The sequence below is a fragment of the Polaribacter sp. 2405UD43-2 genome (assembly GCF_058147125.1).
Map to the genome: position 1 here is coordinate 39,623 of NZ_JBYVJX010000013.1, position 22,214 is coordinate 61,836.

At 29.5% G+C, this 22,214-nt stretch carries 23 protein-coding genes and 1 tRNA gene; 13 read left to right on the forward strand and 11 right to left on the reverse strand.

What is annotated here, in order from left to right; all coding sequences use genetic code 11:
• The first annotated feature begins 71 nt into the window (after positions 1–71).
• The 4 genes from ACY2RX_RS13555 to ACY2RX_RS13570 all read left to right on the forward strand — a co-directional run bounded on the left by ACY2RX_RS13555 (position 72) and on the right by ACY2RX_RS13570 (position 4,007).
• Positions 72–1,019: an NAD-dependent epimerase/dehydratase family protein gene (locus tag ACY2RX_RS13555; protein WP_490104519.1), complete on the forward strand. Its 948-nt coding sequence runs from the start codon at positions 72–74 to the stop codon at positions 1,017–1,019.
• 118 nt (positions 1,020–1,137) lie between these two features.
• Positions 1,138–1,749: a thioredoxin family protein gene (locus tag ACY2RX_RS13560; protein ID WP_490104520.1), complete on the forward strand. Its 612-nt coding sequence runs from the start codon at positions 1,138–1,140 to the stop codon at positions 1,747–1,749.
• A gap of 87 nt (positions 1,750–1,836) precedes the next feature.
• A complete protein-coding gene (locus tag ACY2RX_RS13565; protein ID WP_490104521.1) occupies positions 1,837–2,319 on the forward strand; it encodes an ABC transporter ATPase in 483 nt (160 codons plus the stop codon).
• A 17-nt stretch (positions 2,320–2,336) separates the two neighbouring features.
• A complete protein-coding gene (locus tag ACY2RX_RS13570; protein ID WP_490104522.1) occupies positions 2,337–4,007 on the forward strand; it encodes an RluA family pseudouridine synthase in 1,671 nt (556 codons plus the stop codon).
• Between the two features lies 1 nt (position 4,008).
• Here ACY2RX_RS13570 and ACY2RX_RS13575 read toward each other — a convergent pair whose 3' ends face one another.
• From ACY2RX_RS13575 to mce, 6 genes are all read right to left on the reverse strand, one after another.
• Complete coding sequence (locus ACY2RX_RS13575; protein ID WP_490104523.1) at positions 4,009–4,548, reverse strand: hypothetical protein; 540 nt, start codon at positions 4,546–4,548, stop codon at positions 4,009–4,011.
• A 35-nt stretch (positions 4,549–4,583) separates the two neighbouring features.
• Positions 4,584–5,276 (reverse strand): tRNA pseudouridine(55) synthase TruB, encoded by a 693-nt coding sequence (gene truB / locus ACY2RX_RS13580; protein ID WP_490104524.1) that lies wholly within the window; start codon positions 5,274–5,276, stop codon positions 4,584–4,586.
• A 1-nt stretch (position 5,277) separates the two neighbouring features.
• Positions 5,278–6,072 (reverse strand): undecaprenyl-diphosphate phosphatase, encoded by a 795-nt coding sequence (locus ACY2RX_RS13585; protein ID WP_490104525.1) that lies wholly within the window; start codon positions 6,070–6,072, stop codon positions 5,278–5,280.
• 1 nt (position 6,073) lies between these two features.
• Positions 6,074–6,316, reverse strand: coding sequence for a DUF3098 domain-containing protein (locus ACY2RX_RS13590; RefSeq protein ID WP_490104526.1), 243 nt, complete (start codon positions 6,314–6,316; stop codon positions 6,074–6,076).
• Positions 6,317–6,321: 5 nt separating this feature from the next.
• Positions 6,322–7,200, reverse strand: coding sequence for a cell division protein FtsX (locus ACY2RX_RS13595; RefSeq protein WP_490104527.1), 879 nt, complete (start codon positions 7,198–7,200; stop codon positions 6,322–6,324).
• A gap of 76 nt (positions 7,201–7,276) precedes the next feature.
• Positions 7,277–7,678: a methylmalonyl-CoA epimerase gene (gene mce / locus ACY2RX_RS13600; protein ID WP_490104528.1), complete on the reverse strand. Its 402-nt coding sequence runs from the start codon at positions 7,676–7,678 to the stop codon at positions 7,277–7,279.
• 318 nt (positions 7,679–7,996) lie between these two features.
• Between mce and ACY2RX_RS13605 the strand changes: the two genes are divergently transcribed.
• From ACY2RX_RS13605 to ACY2RX_RS13620, 4 genes are read left to right on the forward strand one after another with little or no spacing between them, the layout of a single operon-like run.
• A complete protein-coding gene (locus ACY2RX_RS13605; RefSeq protein WP_490104529.1) occupies positions 7,997–8,506 on the forward strand; it encodes a hypothetical protein in 510 nt (169 codons plus the stop codon).
• Between the two features lie 10 nt (positions 8,507–8,516).
• Complete coding sequence (locus ACY2RX_RS13610) at positions 8,517–9,149, forward strand: hypothetical protein (protein ID WP_490104530.1); 633 nt, start codon at positions 8,517–8,519, stop codon at positions 9,147–9,149.
• Positions 9,119–9,871, forward strand: coding sequence for a sensor histidine kinase (locus ACY2RX_RS13615; protein ID WP_490104531.1), 753 nt, complete (start codon positions 9,119–9,121; stop codon positions 9,869–9,871). The genes ACY2RX_RS13610 and ACY2RX_RS13615 overlap by 31 nt, the downstream gene beginning before the upstream one ends.
• Complete coding sequence (locus tag ACY2RX_RS13620) at positions 9,868–10,512, forward strand: response regulator transcription factor (protein ID WP_490104532.1); 645 nt, start codon at positions 9,868–9,870, stop codon at positions 10,510–10,512. The genes ACY2RX_RS13615 and ACY2RX_RS13620 overlap by 4 nt, the downstream gene beginning before the upstream one ends.
• A 171-nt stretch (positions 10,513–10,683) precedes the next feature.
• Here ACY2RX_RS13620 and ACY2RX_RS13625 read toward each other — a convergent pair whose 3' ends face one another.
• The 5 genes from ACY2RX_RS13625 to ACY2RX_RS13645 all read right to left on the reverse strand — a co-directional run bounded on the left by ACY2RX_RS13625 (position 10,684) and on the right by ACY2RX_RS13645 (position 18,934).
• Positions 10,684–13,086 carry a helix-turn-helix domain-containing protein gene (locus ACY2RX_RS13625; protein WP_490104533.1) on the reverse strand — a complete coding sequence of 801 codons (2,403 nt, stop codon included), beginning with the start codon at positions 13,084–13,086 and terminating at the stop codon, positions 10,684–10,686.
• 137 nt (positions 13,087–13,223) lie between these two features.
• Positions 13,224–13,706: a hypothetical protein gene (locus tag ACY2RX_RS13630; protein ID WP_490104534.1), complete on the reverse strand. Its 483-nt coding sequence runs from the start codon at positions 13,704–13,706 to the stop codon at positions 13,224–13,226.
• Positions 13,707–14,017: 311 nt separating this feature from the next.
• Complete coding sequence (gene odhB / locus ACY2RX_RS13635) at positions 14,018–15,232, reverse strand: 2-oxoglutarate dehydrogenase complex dihydrolipoyllysine-residue succinyltransferase (protein WP_490104535.1); 1,215 nt, start codon at positions 15,230–15,232, stop codon at positions 14,018–14,020.
• 6 nt (positions 15,233–15,238) lie between these two features.
• Entirely contained in the window at positions 15,239–16,201 is a 963-nt protein-coding gene (locus ACY2RX_RS13640) for a DUF3887 domain-containing protein (RefSeq protein ID WP_490104536.1), read from the reverse strand.
• Between the two features lie 3 nt (positions 16,202–16,204).
• Entirely contained in the window at positions 16,205–18,934 is a 2,730-nt protein-coding gene (locus ACY2RX_RS13645) for a 2-oxoglutarate dehydrogenase E1 component (protein WP_490104537.1), read from the reverse strand.
• Positions 18,935–19,241: 307 nt separating this feature from the next.
• Between ACY2RX_RS13645 and ACY2RX_RS13650 the strand changes: the two genes are divergently transcribed.
• The 5 genes from ACY2RX_RS13650 (at position 19,242) to ACY2RX_RS13670 (ending at position 22,154) form a co-directional block, all read left to right on the forward strand.
• Positions 19,242–19,315 (forward strand) — tRNA-Asn (locus ACY2RX_RS13650).
• Positions 19,316–19,346: 31 nt separating this feature from the next.
• Positions 19,347–20,288: a hypothetical protein gene (locus ACY2RX_RS13655; protein WP_490104538.1), complete on the forward strand. Its 942-nt coding sequence runs from the start codon at positions 19,347–19,349 to the stop codon at positions 20,286–20,288.
• A 162-nt stretch (positions 20,289–20,450) separates the two neighbouring features.
• Positions 20,451–20,732 carry a helix-turn-helix domain-containing protein gene (locus tag ACY2RX_RS13660; protein ID WP_490104539.1) on the forward strand — a complete coding sequence of 94 codons (282 nt, stop codon included), beginning with the start codon at positions 20,451–20,453 and terminating at the stop codon, positions 20,730–20,732.
• Positions 20,729–21,493, forward strand: coding sequence for a DUF5131 family protein (locus ACY2RX_RS13665; RefSeq protein ID WP_490104540.1), 765 nt, complete (start codon positions 20,729–20,731; stop codon positions 21,491–21,493). Before ACY2RX_RS13660 ends, ACY2RX_RS13665 begins: the two co-directional genes overlap by 4 nt.
• Positions 21,483–22,154 carry a DUF3987 domain-containing protein gene (locus tag ACY2RX_RS13670; RefSeq protein WP_490104541.1) on the forward strand — a complete coding sequence of 224 codons (672 nt, stop codon included), beginning with the start codon at positions 21,483–21,485 and terminating at the stop codon, positions 22,152–22,154. The genes ACY2RX_RS13665 and ACY2RX_RS13670 overlap by 11 nt, the downstream gene beginning before the upstream one ends.
• Positions 22,155–22,214: the final 60 nt, after the last annotated feature.

Here is a 22,214-nt window from a genome sequence, read left to right on the forward strand (position 1 = left end):
TTAAAAGATTTTATTTTACGAATACTAAAATTAAGTACATTTGTTTTTATTAATAATACAATTTTATTAAAATGAAAGAAACGCTTTTAATTTTAGGCGCAAGCGGACAAATTGGTAACGAACTTACTCAGAAACTCCGCGAAATTTATGGTAGTAAAAATGTAATAGCTTCTGATATTAGAGAAGGAAACAAAGAAATGATGCTTTCTGGTCCTTTCGAAATTATTGATGCCACAAATAAAGAAGCTGTTTTAACAGTGATAAAAAAGTACAATGTTACTCAGATATATTTATTAGCAGCAATGTTATCTGCTACTGCAGAAAAATATCCACAAAAAGCTTGGGATTTAAATATGACTTCTCTTTTAGCAGTTCTAGATTTGGCTAAAGAAAAACATATAAAACAAGTTTATTGGGCAAGTTCCATCGCTGTTTTTGGACCAACAACTCCTAAAGAAAACACACCTCAAAAAACCATAATGGAACCTACTACCGTTTACGGAATAAGTAAACTTTCTGGCGAATTTTGGTGTAATTATTATCACGAAAAATTTGGAGTAGATGTAAGAAGTTTGCGCTATCCTGGAATTATTTCTTGGAAATCTAAACCTGGTGGTGGCACCACAGATTATGCCGTAGATATTTTCTTTAAAGCCTTAGAAAAAGGTGAATACGAATGTTTTTTATCAGAAAACACCTGCTTGCCAATGATGTATATGAATGACGCTGTAAAAGCAACAATCGATTTAATGCAAGCAGATAAAAATAAAATAAAAGTTAGAACCAGTTATAATTTGAGTGCTATAAGTTTTACGCCACAAGAAATTGCATCAGAAATAAAAAAACACATTCCAAATTTTAAAATTTCTTACCAACCAGATTTTAGACAAACCATTGCAGATAGTTGGCCAAAATCTATCAACGATTCTCAAGCTAGAAAAGACTGGAATTGGCAACATCATTTTAACTTATCTTCTATGGCAGAAGACATCATTAAAAACTTAAAAAAGCACTCTTAAAAGCAGATTTGTAAGTTTACTATTTTACTTCGTCTATTCAAGTATTAAAATCACTTTTGTAACAAAAGTTACTACGAATTTTAATTACTAAAATTATCTTTGCATAAAATAATAAATGATGAAAAAAATTATAGAAAAAAGCTTAGAAAAAGCCATTACATATATAGAATATAGAGCGTTGGTTAGTAATTTATTAAACCAAGGAAAATCTACAGGACCCAATCAATCTGAAGATTTAACAAACTTTAGTATGTTAAATGACAGAAGAATGAAACGCTTAGATAAAACTATTAAATTATCTGATGAAACAATTGCTGAAATTCAATCTATAAAAGAGCCACAAACTTGGTTATTGCTAACAGAAGGTTGGTGTGGAGACGCAGCTCAAAACACACCTGTAATTAACAAAATTGCAGAGACCAACAATCTTATCGATTTAAAATTGGTTTTAAGAGATGAAAATGAAGAACTAATGGATTTATTTTTAACAAATGGTGGTAAAGCAATTCCTAAATTAATAGCTTTAGATGCTGATAATAATGTAATAGATACTTGGGGGCCAAGACCCACAACTGCTACTAAAATGGTGGCAGATTACAAAGCAAAACACGGAGGTTTAGATGCTCAGTTTAAACAAGATTTACAAGTTTGGTACAATAAAAACAAAGGTAAAGATGTACAAAAAGACTTTGTAGAACTCGTTAAAAAAAGCGAAGCTAAAACAGTCTAATTCATCCTTTTGTAAAATATAAAACCGTAAGCTGAATTCAGCTTACGGTTTTTCTTTTCTGTATATTTGCCACGAAAATAAAAGTAAATGTTTGTAGATTATTCCTTAATTTCTGATGATGCCAAAGTTTGGATTTATCCTTCTAGTAGAAAATTTTATCCTAATGAAATTGAAACGCTAGAAAACAAAATAAAAAGTTTTATAGAAACTTGGAAAACGGATGATGAAAATTTTAAAGCTTCGTATCAATTTCTTTATCACAGATTTATTGTTCTTTTTGCTGATGACGAAAAACTGCCTTTAACCAACTTAGATATTGATGCTTCTGTTTCTTTTATTTTAGAATTACAACAACAATATAAAGTTGAATTGTTAGACAAAATGAATGTTTGTTTTAAACAAGGAAAATATGTGCAGTACAAAGAATTAAAAGATTTTAAAAAGCTTTTAAAAAATAAAGCAGTAACTGCTAAAACCATCATTTTCGACAATTTAATTACTACCAAACAAGATTTTGAAAACTTTTGGGAAACTCCAATAGCAAACAGTTGGTATCGTCGTTTTTTATAACTTTATTAACACAATAGTTGAAACATTTTCATCTTTTTAAAACAGATATTTCTAAAGAAACGTACCCAAAAAAATTTACGTTTCCTTTTTATTATGAGCCACATTCTTTGGCTTTAATTGCAGCCAAAGAATTGCAAGAATATTTAGAAAATCAAACTGATTTTAAGCATAATTTTGGACTAAAAAATAAAAGTGATGAGCCGCCAATTGGTAAAATGTTTGGGGTTTTAGTGGTTAAAAATAAAAAAGGTGAAATTGGCTATTTAGCAGCATTTTCTGGAAAATTATCTGACAATAGTTTTCCTAAAAAATTTGTTCCTCCTGTTTTTAATATGAGAACAAAAGGTAGTTTTTTTTTGAAAGGTGAAGCAGAAATTGACCAAATTAACCATCAACTAAATGCAATAAAAAAAGACAAAAACTATACAGCTTTAAAAGAATCTAGAAAACAACTGAAAAAAGAAATTGATGAAGATTTAAAAAATCAGAAAAAGAAATTAAAACTCTATAAAGCTGAAAGAAAAATTAGAAAAAAAAATGCTGAAAAAGTGTTAACTAAAATAGAACTTATAGAATTTCTTAAAAAATTAGAACAAGAGAGTTATAATGATCAGTTTTATATCAAAGAATTGCAAGAATATTACAAAACTAAAATTGATAAACTTTGCCGTAAAATTCTTTTTTTTGAAGAAAAAATAACATCCTTAGAAAAAGAAAGAAAAGAAAAATCGAATTATTTACAACAAACTTTATTTAGTAAATACGCGTTTTTAAATCAACAAAAAGAACAAAAAAGTTTGTTAGACATTTTTAACAATCCTGCTATAAAACCACCAGCTGGTTCTGGTGAATGTTCTGCTCCTAAATTATTAAATTATGCTTTTGCGAATGATTTACAGCCAATTACAATGGCAGAATTTTGGTGGGGAATTTCGCCAAATTCAGAAATTAGAAAGCATAAAAACTTTTATCCTTCTTGCCAAAGTAGATGTAAACCTATTTTAACACATATGCTAAAAGGTATAGAAATAGACGATAATTTATTACTAGAAAATTTATCGGAAAAGCAAAAACTCACTATTGTTTATGAAGATGATGTTTTAATTGTGGTAAACAAACCTGCTGAGTTTTTATCTGTGCCTGGCAAAGAAATTAAAGATGCCGTTTATACCAGAATTAAAGAGCTGTACCCAAATGCAACAGGACCTTTAATTGTTCACAGACTAGATATGTCTACCTCAGGAATTTTGTTACTTACAAAAACGAAAGAAGCGAATAAAATGCTTCAAAATCAGTTTATAAAAAGAACCATAAAAAAACGATATGTTGCTTTATTAGATGGTATTTTAACCAAAAAAAGCGGCACAATAAACCTTCCTTTAAGGGTTGATTTAGATGACAGACCTAAACAATTAGTAGATTTTAAATATGGAAAATCTGCCAAAACAAAATGGGAAATCGTTAAAATTGAGAATGATAAAACACGTGTGCATTTTTATCCTATTACAGGCAGAACCCACCAATTAAGAGTACATGCTGCTCATAAAGACGGATTAAACACCCCTATTTTAGGTGATGATTTGTACGGAAAAAAAGAAAACAGATTGCATTTACATGCAGAATTTATAGCGTTTTTACATCCATCTACAAAAGAAAAAATGAGTTTTACTGTTGATGCAGAATTTTAATTTAGAAAAAAGAAAAACCAATTCCTAAAGAAACACTATCTAATCTGTTGTTTTCGAAACCTAAAATGGCTTTTCTATGAAATTCTAATTTTACAACGGTATTCCATCTTCCATCACCTGCAGCTTGCGTTCCAATTCCGAAACTATAATATTTACCATCTGCATATTTAGGAGACAATCTCCACATTTTTCCATAACTTCCTTCAACAAAAAAAGTATCTCCTTCGTCTTCAGTAATGTTAAATCGTAAAGATCCATAAATAGGAAAAGCGCTAACTGCATAGTTCCAATGATAATCAAAACCACTATTTACGCTAATGGCAACTCGTTTTTTAAACTCGTAACCAAAGCCGGCTCTTAAAAATATGGCAGTTGGATTTAGCAAATATTCACCATCATCTGGTTCGAATAAAACATAGTTTTCATTAATTGCAAAGGTTAAATTTGCTGAACCTGTAAAAAAAGGTTTTCCTAATTTTTCTTGTGAAAATGAAGTTTGAATTACACAAAAAAACGAAATTAATAGTAGTATTTTTTTCATACTGTAGTTTTGGGTTGCTACAATTGAATCAAAAATTATTCCGTTTCTACGTTTTTAATAAAATCATTTACAGAAATTGCATTATCAACAGAAAAATTACCAATTTTAGTTCTTCTTAAGGCAGATAAATGCGCACCTGAATTTAACGCCAATCCAAAATCATATGCCAAAGAACGAATGTAAGTTCCTTTGCTACAGACAACTCTAAAATCTATTTTATTGCCATCAATATTTGTAATATCAAATTCAGAAATAGTAACTGTTCTTGCATTTATTTCTGTAGTTTCTCCTTTTCTAGCCAACTCATACAAACGTTTTCCGTCTTTTTTAATTGCAGAAAAAATAGGTGGTTTTTGCTGAATATCGCCTATAAATTGTTTGGTGGTTTCTTTTAAGATTTGTTCAGAAATATGTGTTGTAGAATAGGTTTTATCAATCGCTGTTTCTAAATCGTAACTTGGTGTTGTTGCGCCAATTGTAAAAGTGCCTGTATATTCTTTTATTTGCCCTTGATAAATATTTATTTCTTTAGTTTGCTTACCTGTACAAATAATTAACAAGCCTGTTGCTAAAGGATCTAAAGTACCTGCATGACCCACTTTTATTTTTTTTATTTTAAAGCGTTGTTTTATGTGCCAACGGATTTTATTAACTGCCTGAAAAGAAGTCCATTTTAGTGGTTTATCAATCAATAAAACTTTACCGTTTTTATAATCCTCTAGAGTCATCTTAATTTAAAAGTGCATAACCAATTGCAATACAACCAACTATTGCACAGTATATTGAAAAATAGGATAATTTACTTTTTTTAACCAAAGCAATCATCCATTTACAAGCTAATAACCCAGAAACAAATGCGGCTATAAATCCGATAGAAATAGGAAGTATTTCTGAAGATTGAAAATTAATATCTCCGCTTAAAACATCTTTTGCTATTTTACCAAAAATTAAAGGGACTACCATTAAGAAAGAAAATCTAGCTGCTCTTGTTCTGTCTATTCCTAACAAAACTGATGTAGAAATTGTTGCTCCAGATCTTGATATTCCTGGCAACATTGCTATTGCCTGAGAAACGCCAATAATTACTGAATTAAAAAAAGAAACTTCTTTGTTTGTGTTTTTTGCTTTGTCTGCAAGCAACAATAAAAGTGCAGTAACTAAAAGCATAACTCCTACTAATAATATTTTTCCGCCAAAAAAAGATTCTAATTGTTTTTCAAAAAGTAACCCAACTACCACTGCTGGAATCATTGAGATTACTATTTTTAGAGAAAATTTAAATTCATCATTCCACTTAAATTGTAGTAAACCTTTTATTATTTCAGCTACTTCTTTTCTAAAAATTACAAGTGTACTTAGTGCTGTTGCAAAATGTAAAACTACTGTAAAAGTTAAACTTTCTTCTGGTACAGAAGTATCGCCTAAAATTGCTTTTGCTAATTCTAAATGACCACTAGAAGAAACAGGTAAAAATTCTGTTAAACCTTGAATAATTCCTAAAACTATTGATTCTAAAATATTCATCTTACTTTTTAGGATTTAAAAGAATAGCATAAATTTCTATTCCTAGACCAATAATTACTAATGTTGGTGCTAGTCTAATGCGTTGCCAATTGTAAATTTCTTGGTTAAAAACTTCAGGATCATCACTACCACCACCTGCCATAAAAATAAATCCTAAGGCAATTATTATTAAACCTACAACCATTATGATGTAATTCTTTTTTCCGAATAAAAATTCTGGTTTTGGTGTTTTTTCGTTTTTCATAATCATTAATAATAAAGTTCTTCTGTGCGTAAATTTAAAAAACGTTGGGTGGCAAAAAATGTACTGAGCCAAGTTATTATAAATGCCGATAGTAAAACTCCGCCAACCAAATAACCTAAAGAAAAATAATCTTTTGCCAATTCTAAAGCAGGAATGTATTTATCTACATAATAAATTACAAATGCCAAGCCAACAAGTGCAAAAATGGCTCCTAACATTCCTAATTTAATGCTTTGCCAAATAAACGGTTTTCGAATAAAACTTTTTGTGGCACCCACCATTTGCATTGTTTTTATGTTAAATCTTTTAGAATAAATAGATAATCTAATAGAACTGTTAATTAAAATCATTGCTACAACGCCTAAAAATCCACTTAAAATTAACAACCAAAAACTTATTCTTTTTATGTTTTTTGTTAACAATTCGATTAAAGGTTTATCGTAAGAAACATCAGCAACAAAAGCATTTTTTAAAAATTTTGTCTCTAATTCTTCTATTTTTTTTGGGGTCACAAAAGCTGCATTTAAGTAAATATCTATTCCGTTTTTTAAAGGATTTTCTCCTAAAAAATTTAAAAAATCTTCACCAATTTCTTTGCTATATTTTTTTGCTGCATTTTCTTTGCTTACATATAAAACCTTTTTTGCATAGGCTTCTTTTTTTAAGACTTCTTTAAAAGCAAAAATTTTTTCGTTACTAACCTCATCTTTTAAAAATAAAGTGATGGCAACTTTTTCTTTAAAATGATTGGCAACTTTTGTCGATTTTAATAAAACTAAACCTAAAACACCTACCATAAAAAGCACCAAAGCAATGCTAACTACTACAGAAATGTAAGAAGATTGCAGACGTCTTTTTTGATAAGATTCAAATTTTGATGACATTATTTACTGTTCATTTTTAACGCTCGCAAGATAATAATTAGTAACTAGTAAATTGTATCTGTTAGCAGTATTTTAACTATTCAATTTCTTGACACAATTCTATAAGAACTCCATTGGTTGTTTTAGGGTGTAAAAAAGCCACTAGTTTATTATCTGCTCCTTTTTTTGGAGTTTCATTTAAAACCGTAAAACCTTCTTTTTGTAAACGTTTTATTTCTGATTTTATATCTGAAACTGCAAATGCAATATGATGAATTCCTTCTCCTTTTTTCTCTATAAATTTTGCAATAGGACTTTCTGGTTTTGTTGCTTCTAAGAGTTCAATTTTGTTGGGGCCGTTTTTAAAAAATGAGGTTTTTACGCCTTCAGATTTTACTTCTTCTACTTTATAATGAGCTTTGCCAAAAAGCGATGCAAATAACTCATTAGACTTTTCTAAGTCTTTAACTGCTATACCAATGTGTTCTATTTTTTTCATTTAGTAAAGATAAAAAAAACACCCAACTCTTAAAAAAGATAAGGTGTTTAAAAGCAATTCTCCCTAAAGGTAAAACAAATTATAACAAACTCGTTTACTTTGCAAATCTGCAAGTTAAATAATTGACATACAACAGTTAAATCCTTAAAAATCTTACAGGAAAAACACCCTTTTTTTAAAGAAAAACCCTTTTTAACTTACAAAAAAAATGTCTTACTTATTGATTTACAATCACTTGAAAATATTCCAAAAATCTTCCTAAAATATCAAAAGAATTAAAATTGTATTTTGGCTACTATTAACCTTAAAATTTAATTTATGAAATCAATGAACAAAAAACTACTAATTTTAATGTCTTGTATCCTTGTTTTTGTCTCTTGCAGCGAAGATCAAAATTCTGATAAACCAAGTAAAACTATTAGTTATGAAAAAGCTAAAAAGCTACAAAAGAACTATATAGAAACAAGAGCACGTTTTTTGAATAAACATTTAATAAGTTCTGGGCAAATTAAAACGGAAGATGTAAGAGATGTTACCTACAATTTTAATGAAATAAAACAATACTTAGCTTATGTAGAAAAAGAGGCTAAGAAAAAAGGTATTTCAGCTCAAGATTTAAGAATAAGAGTGTATTTAGGTAGCTACTCTAAAGATGAAAAAGGAATTGCTAAAAGCGAATTAGGTTACACCACTATGTTTTTTATGCCTGCTAAAAGAAAAGTTGTAAATGGTTCTAGTTTCTTTTATAATGATGATGATGAAATTATAGATGGAGTTGATGGGTTAAATATGGGTAATGGAGGAAAACCGCCAAAAGATTTAAATTAAGTTTTTAGAAATGGGGAACATTATTCATCTATTCGAACTTATTGCAGCTATTTTAGCTACTTATCATTTTAAAAAGTATAGCAAATCTACAGAAAAATATTTTTTACATTTTTTATGGTTTGTGATATTTATAGATTTAGGCGTAGGTGGATATGTTGGTACTATTTTAAAAAAAGACAATAACTGGGTTTATAATATCTATTTTCTAATTAGTTTTCTGTTTTACTTTGTTTGGTATTATAAAATCATTCAAAAAAAAATATTTAAACAAATTATTTTAGTTTTTTCAATTCTTTTTATTGTTTTAGATGTTTATTGTTTTGTGGTTGATGGTAATAAAGAATACCACATTAAGGCATTTGTTTTTGGAGCTATTATAACTTTAATAGCAACTCTTTTATATTTCTCTGAATTGTTAGCAAGTAAAATAGTTATTCATATAAAATACAAATTAAGTTTTTGGATTGCTACAGCGCTACTCCTCTTTAATGTTGGTATGATTCCTTTTATCATATTTACAGAAGACATTATAAGATCAGATCAAAATTTGTATACTGTATTACTTATTAGTTTTAATCTAATTTTATATACTTGTTATTCAATTGGTTTTATATGGAGCAAGAAGGAGTACAATCAGCATTAATTTTTACATCATTATTAATTTTATTAATGACGATAACTGTTATTGTTCTATTTGGTGTTTTTCAACGAAGAAAAAACAAATTACTACAAGAACAAAAAGATGCAAAAAAACGTTTTGAACGTGAGATTGCAGAAACTCAAATTGAAATTAGAGAAGAAACTTTGCGTAATATTAGTTGGGAGTTGCATGACAATATTGGTCAGTTATTAACCTTGGCAAAAATTCAATTACAAAGCACAACCAAAGAAAATATAGGTGAAGTTTCTTCAACTATTTCTAAAGGATTGAATGAAGTTAGAGCTTTGTCTAAATTAATAAACCCAGAAGCCATTAAAAACATAGAATTAAAGGACGCTATACTGTTAGAAATTGATAGATTTAATCGTTTAAATTTTATTGATGCAAGCATAGAAGTTACTGGAAATGAACAGAAAATTGATGAAAAAGCGAGCATTATTATTTTTAGGATTTTACAAGAATTTTTTTCAAATACTATAAAACACTCTAAAGCATCAACTTTAAAAGTTGTTTTAAATTTTAACTCAGAAAGTTTATTGGTAACTGCTTCTGACAACGGAATTGGGTTTTCATCAACAGAAAAATCTAATAACGGAATTGGATTATTAAACATAAAAAACAGAGCTAAATTAATTGGAGCCGAAGCTAACTTTTCATCAGAAAAAGAAAAAGGAACATCACTTTCTATAAATTATAAATTATGATAAAATATTCAGTAGTAATTGTAGATGACCATACACTTTTATCACAAGCAATTGCAGGTATGGTTAACACTTTTGATAAATTTAAAGTTTTACATACTTATAAAAATGGACAAGAGTTAATTGATAAATTTTCTGATTCGCCAAAAAACATTCCAGATGTGGTTTTAATGGATATAAATATGCCAATAATGAACGGCATAGAAACCACAGAATGGCTAACCGCAAATCATCCTTCTGTAGATGTAATGGCGCTTTCTGTAGAAGATGCAGATGCAACAATTCTTAAAATGTTAAAAGCTGGTGCTATAGGGTATTTGTTAAAAGATACAGAAAAATCTGTGCTAGAAAATGCGCTTTTAGAAGTTGTTGAAAATGGTTTTTTTCATACAAAAAATGTGACTAACTTATTAATGCAATCTTTATCTGGCAATGTAAAAAATTCGCTCACTTTTAAAGAAAGAGAACTTACTTTTATGAAATATGCTTGCACAGAATTAACCTATAAAGAAATTGCTGATAAAATGTGTTTAAGCCCTAAAACTATTGATGGTTATAGAGATTCATTATTCACAAAATTAAGTATAAAAAACAGGGTTGGTTTAGTAATGTATGCTATAAAAAATAAGATTTATACTCCGTAGAATTTATTGTTATTAACGTGAGTGAGTTCGACCTAAGAAATAGCATTATTAAGGATTTTAATAGAAATTTTTTTAGGTAAAAATAAGCGATTAATCTAGATTGAACCTTGAGCAAAACTTAAAACAGGCTAATTTTTCAACTCTTTTTTACCAACAAAAAAAAAGAAAAACCTAACTCTCTATCGACAACAAAACCATTCTTAATTCCATATAAGTAAAAGATTTGTCTACTTTTTCTTTCAGTTCTGTAAGGTTTTTAAACTCTACTTTTTCTATTTGGTTGATGAGTTTCTTATACTTTTTAAGCGGAATTAATTCTAAAATATCTACATCGCCAGAAGGAATAAAACTCATTAAATGACTCTGAATTGTGTTTAATGTTAAACTACGTTCTTTGGCAATTTCTTTGGCAGATAAACCCGATTTAAACAACTCTAAAGTAATTTGTTTTGAGCTTTTTTTATCTTCCTTTTTTTGTTCATTAAATTTATTAATTCCGTTTTCTTTGCAATAGGTTTCTATAACTTCTAAAATTTCTTCTCCGTATTTATTTACACGGATTTTTCCCATTCCTTTTACTTTTAACAACTCTTTTTCTGTTCTTGGCAAAGCATCGCACAAAGCATATAAAGTTTCTTGCGTAAAAATTTGAAAAGCAGCTATGTTTTCTGCAATTCTAATTTCATCTCGTAATTCGCGTAATTTTAAGGCTAACAAAGGATCTTTTCTAGTAGAGAGTTTCTTTTTCTTTTTAGGCTCCGTTTTTTGCAAAACAGCATCTGCTCTAACTTTTAAATATACTTGAGTTTTAAAACCATCCGTCATTTTTTTTAAAGCAAATACTTTTTCTGATAACTTTTCTTGCAAATTATCAAAATGTTTCAAGAAATCTTTTTTGACAGCTTTGTTATCAGATGAAAATGAAATTTTAGAGAGCGGTTGTACAATTTTATTGATAGTTTCTGATAAAAAATAATCCACTCCTTTTGTAAAACGCTCTTGTATTTGAGAACTGTTTTCTGGGAGAATATTTCCTTCAGAAAGATTAAGTAACTGATTTTTAAATCCGTTAGCAACTTTTAGCAAAGCTACAACTCCATCATCTTTTATAGTTTGTAAATGGTCTATTACATCACCATTAATAGAAGTTTGATTCTTGTAAAAAACATCAATCATTCTTGTAGTTGGATATAAAAACTGCTGATAATCAAATAATTCTGAAATTAAATTCAGTTGAAATTGTTTTTCAGATTCGTTTAAAATAGTTTCATCAGGATGATTTTTTGCTACACTTTCATTAAAAATACTTACGGTTTTATCGTTAATAATTGCATTGCTAGAAATTGGCGTTTTTAAAACTAACCCTTCTAAAGATGTGCATCTACTTAAAGCCACATACGTTTGCCCGTGCGCAAAAGAAGCCTCTGCATCAATAATTGCTTTATCAAAAGTTAAACCTTGACTTTTATGAATGGTAATTGCCCAAGCCAAACGCAATGGAATCTGCGAAAAAGAACCAATAATATCTTCTTTAATCTCTTTGGTTTCTTGGTTGATAGAATAATTTACATTGTCCCACATTTCTCTTTCTGTAACAATTTCATCAATTTCGTTAGCACATTGTACAGTTACATTTTCTCTAGAAATATCGGTAATAATTCCTATTTTACCATTAAAATATCTTTTTTCTGGCGATGAATCATTTTTGATAAACATTACTTGTGCACCTACTTTTAACTCTAATTTTTCATCATTAGGAAAAGCATTTTCATTAAATTTTCCAGAAACATCTGCTTCAAAAAAGTAGCTTTTACTTTTGAGTTTATTTAATTCAGATTCGTTAATTGTATTAGCTCTTTTATTATGCGTAGTTAAAGTAATATAGCCTTCTTCTTTTTTAGGTTGAAACGTTGGATTGTATCTAGAATTTAAAATTTTAGCAGAATTCTCTGATAGTTTATCGTTTCTGATTTCATTTAAAATTTTGATGAATTTTTCGTTTTTCTGACGATAAATATGTTTCAGTTCAATAGAAACTACATTTGCTTCTTGATAGGCTTTAGAGCTAAAAAAATAAACAGTTTCGTAATAACTTCTTAATAAACTCCATTCATTTGGTCTAACCACTGGCGCTAATTGTTGCAAATCTCCAATCATTAAAACTTGTGCGCCACCAAATACTTTGTTTCTGTTTTTGTAGCGTCTCATTACTTGGTCTATTCCATCCAATAAATCTGCGCGAACCATAGAAATTTCATCTATAATTATTAAATCTAACGATTTTATAATATCGATTTTAGTTTTAGAAAACTTGCGTTGCTGATTTGTATTTGCAATCTGATTGGGTAAAATAGGACCAAAAGGCATTTGAAAAAAAGAATGAATAGTTACCCCTTTTGCATTAATGGCAGCCACACCAGTTGGCGCCACAATAACCATTCTTTTTAAAGATTCGTTTTTAATTTGATGTAAAAAAGTAGTTTTTCCTGTACCTGCTTTTCCTGTGATAAATAGATTTCTATCTGTTTTATCAATAAAATTTATGGCAAGTTCTAATTCAGGGTTTTTGGGCATTTTTACTTTTTAATGCAAGGTAAATAATTAAAAATTATTTTATAAAAAAAAGTAATTATTTTGAAAATTTGCTAGTGTGTTTGTGTTATGGAAAATTGCAGTTTTGTGTGCAAGGATTTTTTTATACACGTACGTTGTTACCCAACGTTTTTTATTTTCCCATTTATTTCTTTCGTTATCAATTCTGCTGAATTCTTCAAACTTGGTTTAAAATATTTTATAATCAGTCTGAATATTTTCAATCCTAACATTGTAATTCCGAATATTACTATTGGTATTAAATAGTGAAAAAAGTCAGTTGATTTATTGGAAGCAATAATTATTAATGCGATAACTAAAAAGATAATTATAAAAGTATTCGCAATAGTAGAATAATTTGGGCTACAGTCTGATATTGTCATATTTATAAATGTCTTTTTCTCTTTTTGAGAAATATTTCCTTTAATTGTAATATACACGTTATAATTTGTTGAACCATAAAAGGTGTCATTTTTCATTGAGCCAATAAATTTTCCTTTCAGAAAACTATTTCTTTCACTAAACATTTTGTTCACTATATCTCGAACTTTCTTTATATCAAATTCAGTTTCTATATTATATTTTTCTGAATATTCAGACATTTTATTGATTTGAGTGGCTTGTGTTGGATAATGTAAACACGTTTATGCAACGTTTTAATCTTTTTAAACGTAGTTAGCGAAGTTCGGTATTTTTATTTTAAAAGTCAATAAGTAAAAACACTTGTTTCTAGGAGAATAAATAAGCCAGCAAACAAGTTTAGCCCAGATTGAAACGGCATCCTTTTTTGAGGAACGAAAAAAAAGATATAGTGAAAAGCTGGAAATAGCTACAAATAAAAAAAATCCCAAGCAAAAAGCTCAGGATTTTCAATATCTAAAAATCTAAATTTCTAATAATCAAGAAATCTAAACTACATTTCTAAGGCTTTTGTAGGATTATTATCCATCAATAACTCAACAGGATTTTCTAAAGCTTCTTTAACAGCCACTAAGAAACCAACAGATTCTCTACCATCAATAATTCTGTGATCGTAAGATAAAGCCACATACATAATTGGTTGTATTACTACTTGTCCATCTACTGCCATTGGTCTGTTTACAATATTGTGCATTCCTAAAATTCCACTTTGTGGAGGGTTTATAATTGGTGTTGATAACATAGAACCAAACACACCACCGTTAGTAATTGTAAAAGTTCCTCCTGTCATTTCATCAATAGTAATTTGCCCATCCCTAGCTCTAATTGCCAAACGTTTTACTTCAGATTCTACACCTCTAAAAGATAAGTTTTCTGCGTTTCTAATTACAGGAACCATTAAGCCTTTTGGTCCAGAAACGGCAATAGAAATATCTTGAAAATCGTGTTTTATTTGAAAATCTCCATCAATCATTGAGTTTACATCAGGATACATTTTTAAAGCTCTAACCACAGCCAACGTAAAGAAAGACATAAACCCTAAACCAACACCGTGTTTTGCTTTAAAGTCTTCTTTAAATTGTTTTCTTAAATCGAAAATTGGCTGCATATTCACTTCGTTAAATGTAGTTAACATTGCTGTTTCGCTTTTTACAGCAACCAAACGTTGCGCAACTTTTCTACGCAACATAGACATTTTTTTACGCGCTGTTGTACGAGATCCATTTGCAGGTTGAGTTCCCATAGAAGGTACTGCTTTTACAGCATCGTCTTTGGTAATTCTACCATCTTTTCCTGTGCCTTTTATGGTTGATGCGTCTATTCCTTTTTCTGCCAATACTTTTTTAGCGGCAGGAGAAGCAGTTCCTGTTGCGTAAGTATCTGCTTTTGGAGCTGCGGCAACTTCAACTTTCTTTTCTTCTTTTGGTGCTTCTTCTTTTTTAGGAGCAGCAGCACCTTCTGGTTTCTCAGCATCCATATCAATTAAACAAACTACAGCTCCCACTTCTACAGCATCCCCTTCTTCTGCTTTTAGCGTGATAATACCACTTTCTTCAGCAGGTAATTCTAAGGTTGCTTTGTCTGAGTCTACTTCTGCAATAGGCTGATCTTTTTCTACATAATCTCCATCTTCAACTAACCAAGTTGCAATTTCTACTTCTGTAATTGATTCTCCTGGTGAAGGAACTTTCATTTCTAAAACACTCATGTTTCCTTATTTTATATTTTGGATTTTATCGTTTTTTATTGGAATGTAATCTTTCTTTACATTTCCATTTACTTTTATTTTATCAAAAAATAATTTACCTCCTGTTGCTATCTTTTTATCAGCAACATTTTGTAAACTTAAATGCAAATGTGGTTCTGAAGAATTACCAGAATTACCACAGAGACCTAATAAATCTCCTTGATTAACTTTTTGATTTCTATTAACTTTAATTGAGTTTTCTTTAAAATGAGAAAACACAATAAATTCATTATTATCTGTTTTTAGAACCACTGTGTTTCCATAAGGTATTGTCTTATTCATTTCTCCTGGAACATTATCTTTTACTCCTCTAAAAACGTGAACAATTGTACCATTACAAGGAGCTATTATTTCTTTACCAAAAGCATAAAAATTTTCATTTATACTTTTATTCTTTTTAAAAGATTTCCCGTTTTTAGTAATTACAATGTCATAGGCATATTTTTGATTTGAATAAGCCATATGGTAATTATCTTTAACAGTTGTACCTCCCCAAAAAACAGTCCATTCTTCATTAAAAGGAAGCTTCATTTTTGTGGAGTTTCTATCAATAACTGGTAAGTTTTTTGGCACATAAGGCTTTATGTATAAGCCATTTATTTTATTCTCGTTGTCTAAAGAAATTAAAACATCTAAAACTGCTTGTTCAAAAGTAGTTTTATAAATATGTGATGTAAGTTTTACTTCATAAAATTCCATTTTTTGAATTTTACCAGCAGGTGCAACTTTGTATTGAAAAAATGCTAATGCTTTTTCTTTAGGCAAAGCTTTTTTCATATTATCATCAAACATATTAAAAATTGCTGTATAATCTTTAGCATTAAAAAAACTCAAAAATTCTTGAGAAATTTTTGCGTAGTTTTCTTTTTCTTGTTGAGAAAACCCAACAAAAGAAATCAATAGTAATATATAAAAAAAACTTTTTTTCAAAACTTAACTGTTAAAAACACTATCAATAACAGCTTTATGACGTTTTTTAAATCGTGTGCTAGAACCTGCTGCTGGAACTGCATAATATTTACGCGAACAAACACTTAAGTTTTTTAACTCAAATCGTTGTAACATATAACTCCAAGCGCCCATATTTCTGGGTTCTTCTTGTGCCCAAACATACTCTGTTACGTTTGGATATTTATCTATAATATTTTGAATTTTTTCTTGATGTAAAGGAAATAATTGTTCAATTCTAATTAAAGCAACATCTTCTCTTTGGTTTTCTTCTCTTTCTGCTAATAAATCATAATAAAATTTACCCATACAGAATACCATTTTTTTAACTCCATCTACATTTACAGTATCATCTATAACTTCTTGGAATTCTCCGTTTGCTAATTCTTCTATAGTATTTACAGCCTTTGGATGACGTAATAAACTCTTGGGTGTAAATACAATTAATGGCTTTCTGTAATTGCGTTTCATTTGTCTACGCAATAAATGATAGAAATTTGCTGGAGTTGTACAATTGGCAACTGTCATATTATCTACTGCACATAATTGTAAATAACGCTCTATTCTTGCAGATGAATGTTCAGAACCTTGCCCTTCATATCCGTGAGGCAACAATACAACAATTCCGTTTTGCATTTTCCATTTATCTTCGGCAGCAGAAATGTATTGGTCGAACATTATTTGAGCTCCATTAGAAAAATCTCCAAACTGAGCTTCCCAAATAGTTAATGTATTAGGATTTCCCATTGCATAACCATAATCAAAACCTAGTACACCGTATTCAGATAATAACGAGTTGTAAATCGTCATTTGTCCTTTATTATTTGGGTTTGTGTTTAATAAGTTGATTCTTTCTTCAGAAACTTCATCACGTAAAATAGCGTGTCTATGAGAAAATGTACCTCTTTCTACATCCTGACCAGAAATTCTTACATTAAATCCTTCTTCCATTAAAGAACCGTAAGCAAGGTTTTCTGCCATTCCCCAATCTAATTGATTGGTTTCAAAAGTCATTTTTTCTCTTCCCTTTAAAATGCGTTCTGCTTTTCTAACAAATTTTACGTTTTCTGGAACAGTAGAAACTACTTTTGCAATATTTTTTAATTTCTCAACATCATATTTTGTATCCTCTGCAAGTAACATTGCGTCTAAATGTTGGCGTTCAAAACCTTTCCAAGTAGATTTCATAAACTCTCTTACTTTAGAAGTTTTGACTTTCTTAGCTTCATTAAATTCTTTTTCGAGCATTTCTTTAAACTCAGTTGTTACTTCGTTTAAAAAGGTTTGATTTATTGAGCCTTCTGTAAGTAATTTATTGGCATAAATTTGCTTAACATTTTGATGTTTAGAAATTGCTTTGTATAATTTTGGTTGTGTAAAACGAGGCTCATCACCTTCATTATGACCGTATTTTCTGTATCCTAATAAATCTATAAAAATATCTGCTTTAAACTTCATTCTGAATTCTAAAGCCATTTGCATTGCGTGGCAAACTGCTTCTGTATCATCTGCATTTACGTGTAAAACAGGTGATAAGGTTACTTTACCAACATCTGTACAATAGGTGCTTGAACGCGCATCTAAATAATTAGTTGTAAATCCTATTTGATTGTTTACAACTAAATGTATGGTTCCTCCTGTTTTATAGCCATTTAGTTTTGCCATTTGTACTACCTCATAAGCAATTCCTTGACCTGCAATTGCAGCGTCTCCGTGAATTACAATGGGCAGTATTTTGCTAGAGTCACCATTATATTTTCTATCAATTTTGGCTCTGGTAATTCCTTCTGCAACAGCGGCAACTGTTTCTAAGTGAGATGGGTTTGGCACCAAATTCATTTTTATTTCATTGCCATCTCTATAAGTTTTACTTAATGTTAAGCCTAAGTGATATTTTACATCTCCATCAATATTTTCGTCTTCAAAATCTTTTCCTTCAAACTCACTAAAAAGGTCTCTAACAGGTTTTTTAAAGATGTTTACTAATGTGTTTAAACGACCTCTGTGAGCCATTCCTAAAACGCATTCTTTTACACCAAATTTTTCTGCTGCATCTCTAAGTGCTACACTTATTCCTGGAATAAGTGCTTCACCTCCTTCTAAAGAAAAACGTTTTTGACCTACATATTTTGTTTGTAAAAAGCTTTCGAAAGTTACTGCTTGGTTTAATTTACCTAAAATATATTTTTTAGAATCTGATGAATAATTTGGGTGATTATCATTTTTATTTATACGATTTTGCCACCATTTTAATTTTTCTGGATTACGCATGTACATATATTCTACACCAATAGAATCACAATAAATTCGTTTTAAGTGAGTAATTATTGTAGAAAGCTTTGTTTTACCCAAACCTAAAATTTCTCCAGCAGAAAATTCTCTATCTAAATCGTTTTCGTTTAATCCGAAATTTTCGATATCTAAAGTAGGTTGATATTGTCTTCTTTCTCTAACAGGGTTTGTTTTTGTAAATAAATGCCCACGAGTTCTGTAGCCATTAATTAAATCTACAACTAGAAATTCTTTATGGACTTCTTGTGGTATTTCTACAGTTGTATCTTCATCTGTAAGAGAATAATTTTCATTGGCTAAATCATATCCCTGAAAAAAACTTCTCCAGCTTGGTTCTATTGCATCAGGATTGATTAAATATTTATCATATAAATCTGCTATAAATCCTGTATGTGCTGCGTTTAAAAACGAAAATTTATCCATAGTATAGTTTCTGCTTTTTTTAATAAGCTTATCTAGCTTACAAAAGTACAATATTTGATAAAAAATAGGACTTTTTTTTTTTGAATAAAAAAAATGATTTTTTTTAAAAAAAGTATTTGTTGATATTCTAAAAAGATATATATTTGCACTCGCTAATCCCAAATATGGGAGGCAAACTCCTCCTTAGCTCAGTTGGTTAGAGCATCTGACTGTTAATCAGAGGGCAGGTAGGGAAAGTGAGAAGTTCTTAAAAATAAAAATGAGGTTAAAGTAGAAGTTAAAATATTCTACTCTTAAAAATACATAATCCTCCTTAGCTCAGTTGGTTAGAGCATTTGACTGTTAATCAAAGGGTCCTTGGTTCGAGCCCAAGAGGGGGAGCATTTTAAAGCATCTACAATTAATTTTGTAGGTGCTTTTTTGTTATTGCTGCAACAATGCTGCAACATTTTCTAATTTTGTAGTTATGGACAAAAGCACAATTACATATCCTATCAGATTCTTTGAATCAGTTTTAAAGAATGAAAGTAGCATACAAGATGTTGCTAATAGTATTCTTTATTACAGTGATTACTCTTCCTATGTATTCAAAGAGCATTCTACAGTAATAGACTGTATAGAAATAGATGAATTATCTGGTGATGCTACAAAATTTACTGAATACACAGAAAACTTGATTATTAAATATCTCAAGTCTCAATACCATATTTCAAGAGATAACATCTATCAGTTTTGCATTAAAAATAATGAAGTAGCTGTAAAAAGTTATTTGTCAATTCAGGTTAAAGGAATACAACTTTTAATTAATAAAAGTAAAGACCTTTTAGCTTATCATCCCTATTTTTTAATTCCATTAAGAAGCCTTGTTAAGTACATTAATGAATTACTTCTTTTACCAGATATGGATGCTTTTACTATTGATGAAGATATAGTTGAAATCATTCCTTTAAGGAGTAATTTAGACTTTGATGCAACAAATAGTGAAATAATCTACTCTGTATTAAAATATATGGCTGTCATAAATGAAAAACAAGAAATCATATTAAGCCAAGATGATTTTAATAAACTCATAGACTACACTAACTTTTTGGTAACAAATGAAGAAGTACCAGAAATAGATGAACAATTAGAGCCTAAAATTACCTTTGAATTATTGAGATTTACTTTTTGGGTTCTACATAAAGAGTTATACTCTACTAAAAGAATCAAACCTTGTTTTTACAATTTTGTAAAAGAAGTATTTGTTCAGTCTAATAATTCTAATGTTATAAGTATTCAAAAAATGTTTGCAGTCCAATCAAGGATTTCAAGAGATGAATTCATTCCAAATATCATCACTAAATACTTCAAATAATAGCATTTAGTTTCATTCTACACAACTTCTACAATATTTATCTGAAAACAACCTAAATCTACATTTTTAGTATTTGACCTACAATCCTTCTTAACCAAATTTTGCTTCCATAATCCAGATACCCAAATTGAATGAGCTCAAGGTATCTACAAAATTAATAATATGGAATTAAAATTTAATGACAAAAATTATCTCCAAAAAATGCAACTTATTGCACATAAGGAGATATTGAGTTTTAGAGAATCACTGGTTTACTTAGATGTTAGTGAATCCTTTTTATATAAGCTGACTTCAAAAAGGGCTATTGAATTTACCAAGCCTAATGGTGGTAAGCTCTACTTTAAGAAATCTGATTTAGATAATTGGATGATGAAGAATGAATCTACTTCAAAAAAGGAATTAGAGCAAGAAATCTACAATCACTTAAAAAGTAATGCCAAATGAGAAAGTCAAGTATAAGTTGGACTAACTCAACATGGAATCCATGGATGGGTTGTAGAAAAGTGTCAAGTGGTTGTAAATATTGCTACATGCACAGAATTATTGATGGTAAAGGTGCTAATCCAAATACTGTATTTAAGAACAAGAATACTTTTAATGCACCTTTAAACTGGACTAATGGTAGGAAGATTTTCACTTGCTCAATGTCTGATTTCTTTATTGAAGAAGTAGATGAGTGGAGAGAAGAAGTATGGGAAATCATTAGAAATACTAAACAACACACCTATTTAATTCTTACCAAAAGACCTGAAAGAATAAAGGACAATTTGCCTAAGAATTGGTCAAGTATCAATTACCCAAATGTGTGGATTGGAGTTACAGTAGAACAACAAGAAAACATTCATAGAATCCATTATTTAGATGATTTTGGATGTAATGTGAAATGGGTTTCTTTTGAGCCTTTATTGAGTGAAATCTACCTATCAGCCAAAGAACTTGACATAATTGACTGGGCAGTGTTAGGTGGTGAGTCTGGAAATCTTGAAGGTGAATTTCAATTTAGGAAAACTGAGTTAAGTTGGTTTTTGTCTTTAATGTACCAATTTGAAAAATCTGAAACACCCTTTTTCTTTAAGCAGTTTGGCACTTGGTATCATTATAATCAGTTTCACTTGAAAGATAAAAAAGGAGAAAAACATTGTAAAAATTTCCCTTTGAGTTTTGAAATTCAACAATACCCTAAAACTGATATTTATGAAAACTGATATAGAAAGAAGACAGATTGAGGATTTTATTTACAGCAGATTACCCGAAAAATTAAAATCTCTAACAGATGATTTTAAGGATAGAGAAAAGGACATTGTACTGCTATCTTCATTAGGTGTACTTAGTAATTGTTTGCCAAATATTTATGGAGTTTATGATGGTGATGAAATCAGCACTAATTTATATGTGATGATTATTGCACCACCAGCAAGTGGAAAAGGAGTAATGAATTATGCAAGGTTATTAATAGAACCTATACATGATAAGATTTACCAAGAAAGTAAAAATAAATATTTGGCTTGTGAAAGTGAAAACAAAGGCAAGAAAAATGACAAGGAAGACTGCCCAGATATTAGGGTAAAAATTCTACCTGCAAATATTAGTACTTCAGAAATGTACTCTTATATGGGAAGTAGTAATCATGGTTTGCTAATTATGGAAAGTGAAGCTGATACCATGAGTAATATGCTTAGAAATGATTGGAGCAATTATTCTGATGTTTTGAGAAAAGCCTACCACCATGAACCTATTTCTATAAGTAGAAAAATAGAAAAGGTATTTGAGGATATAAAAGAGCCAAAACTTTCAATGGTAATAAGTGGTACACCAGACCAATTGCAACCATTAATTAAGTCAAAAGAAAATTGGACTTGCAACTAAAAGTCGGACAAATTTTCTAAGACCTATGCTACATATTTGAATTGATTAATTTCTTGTTCA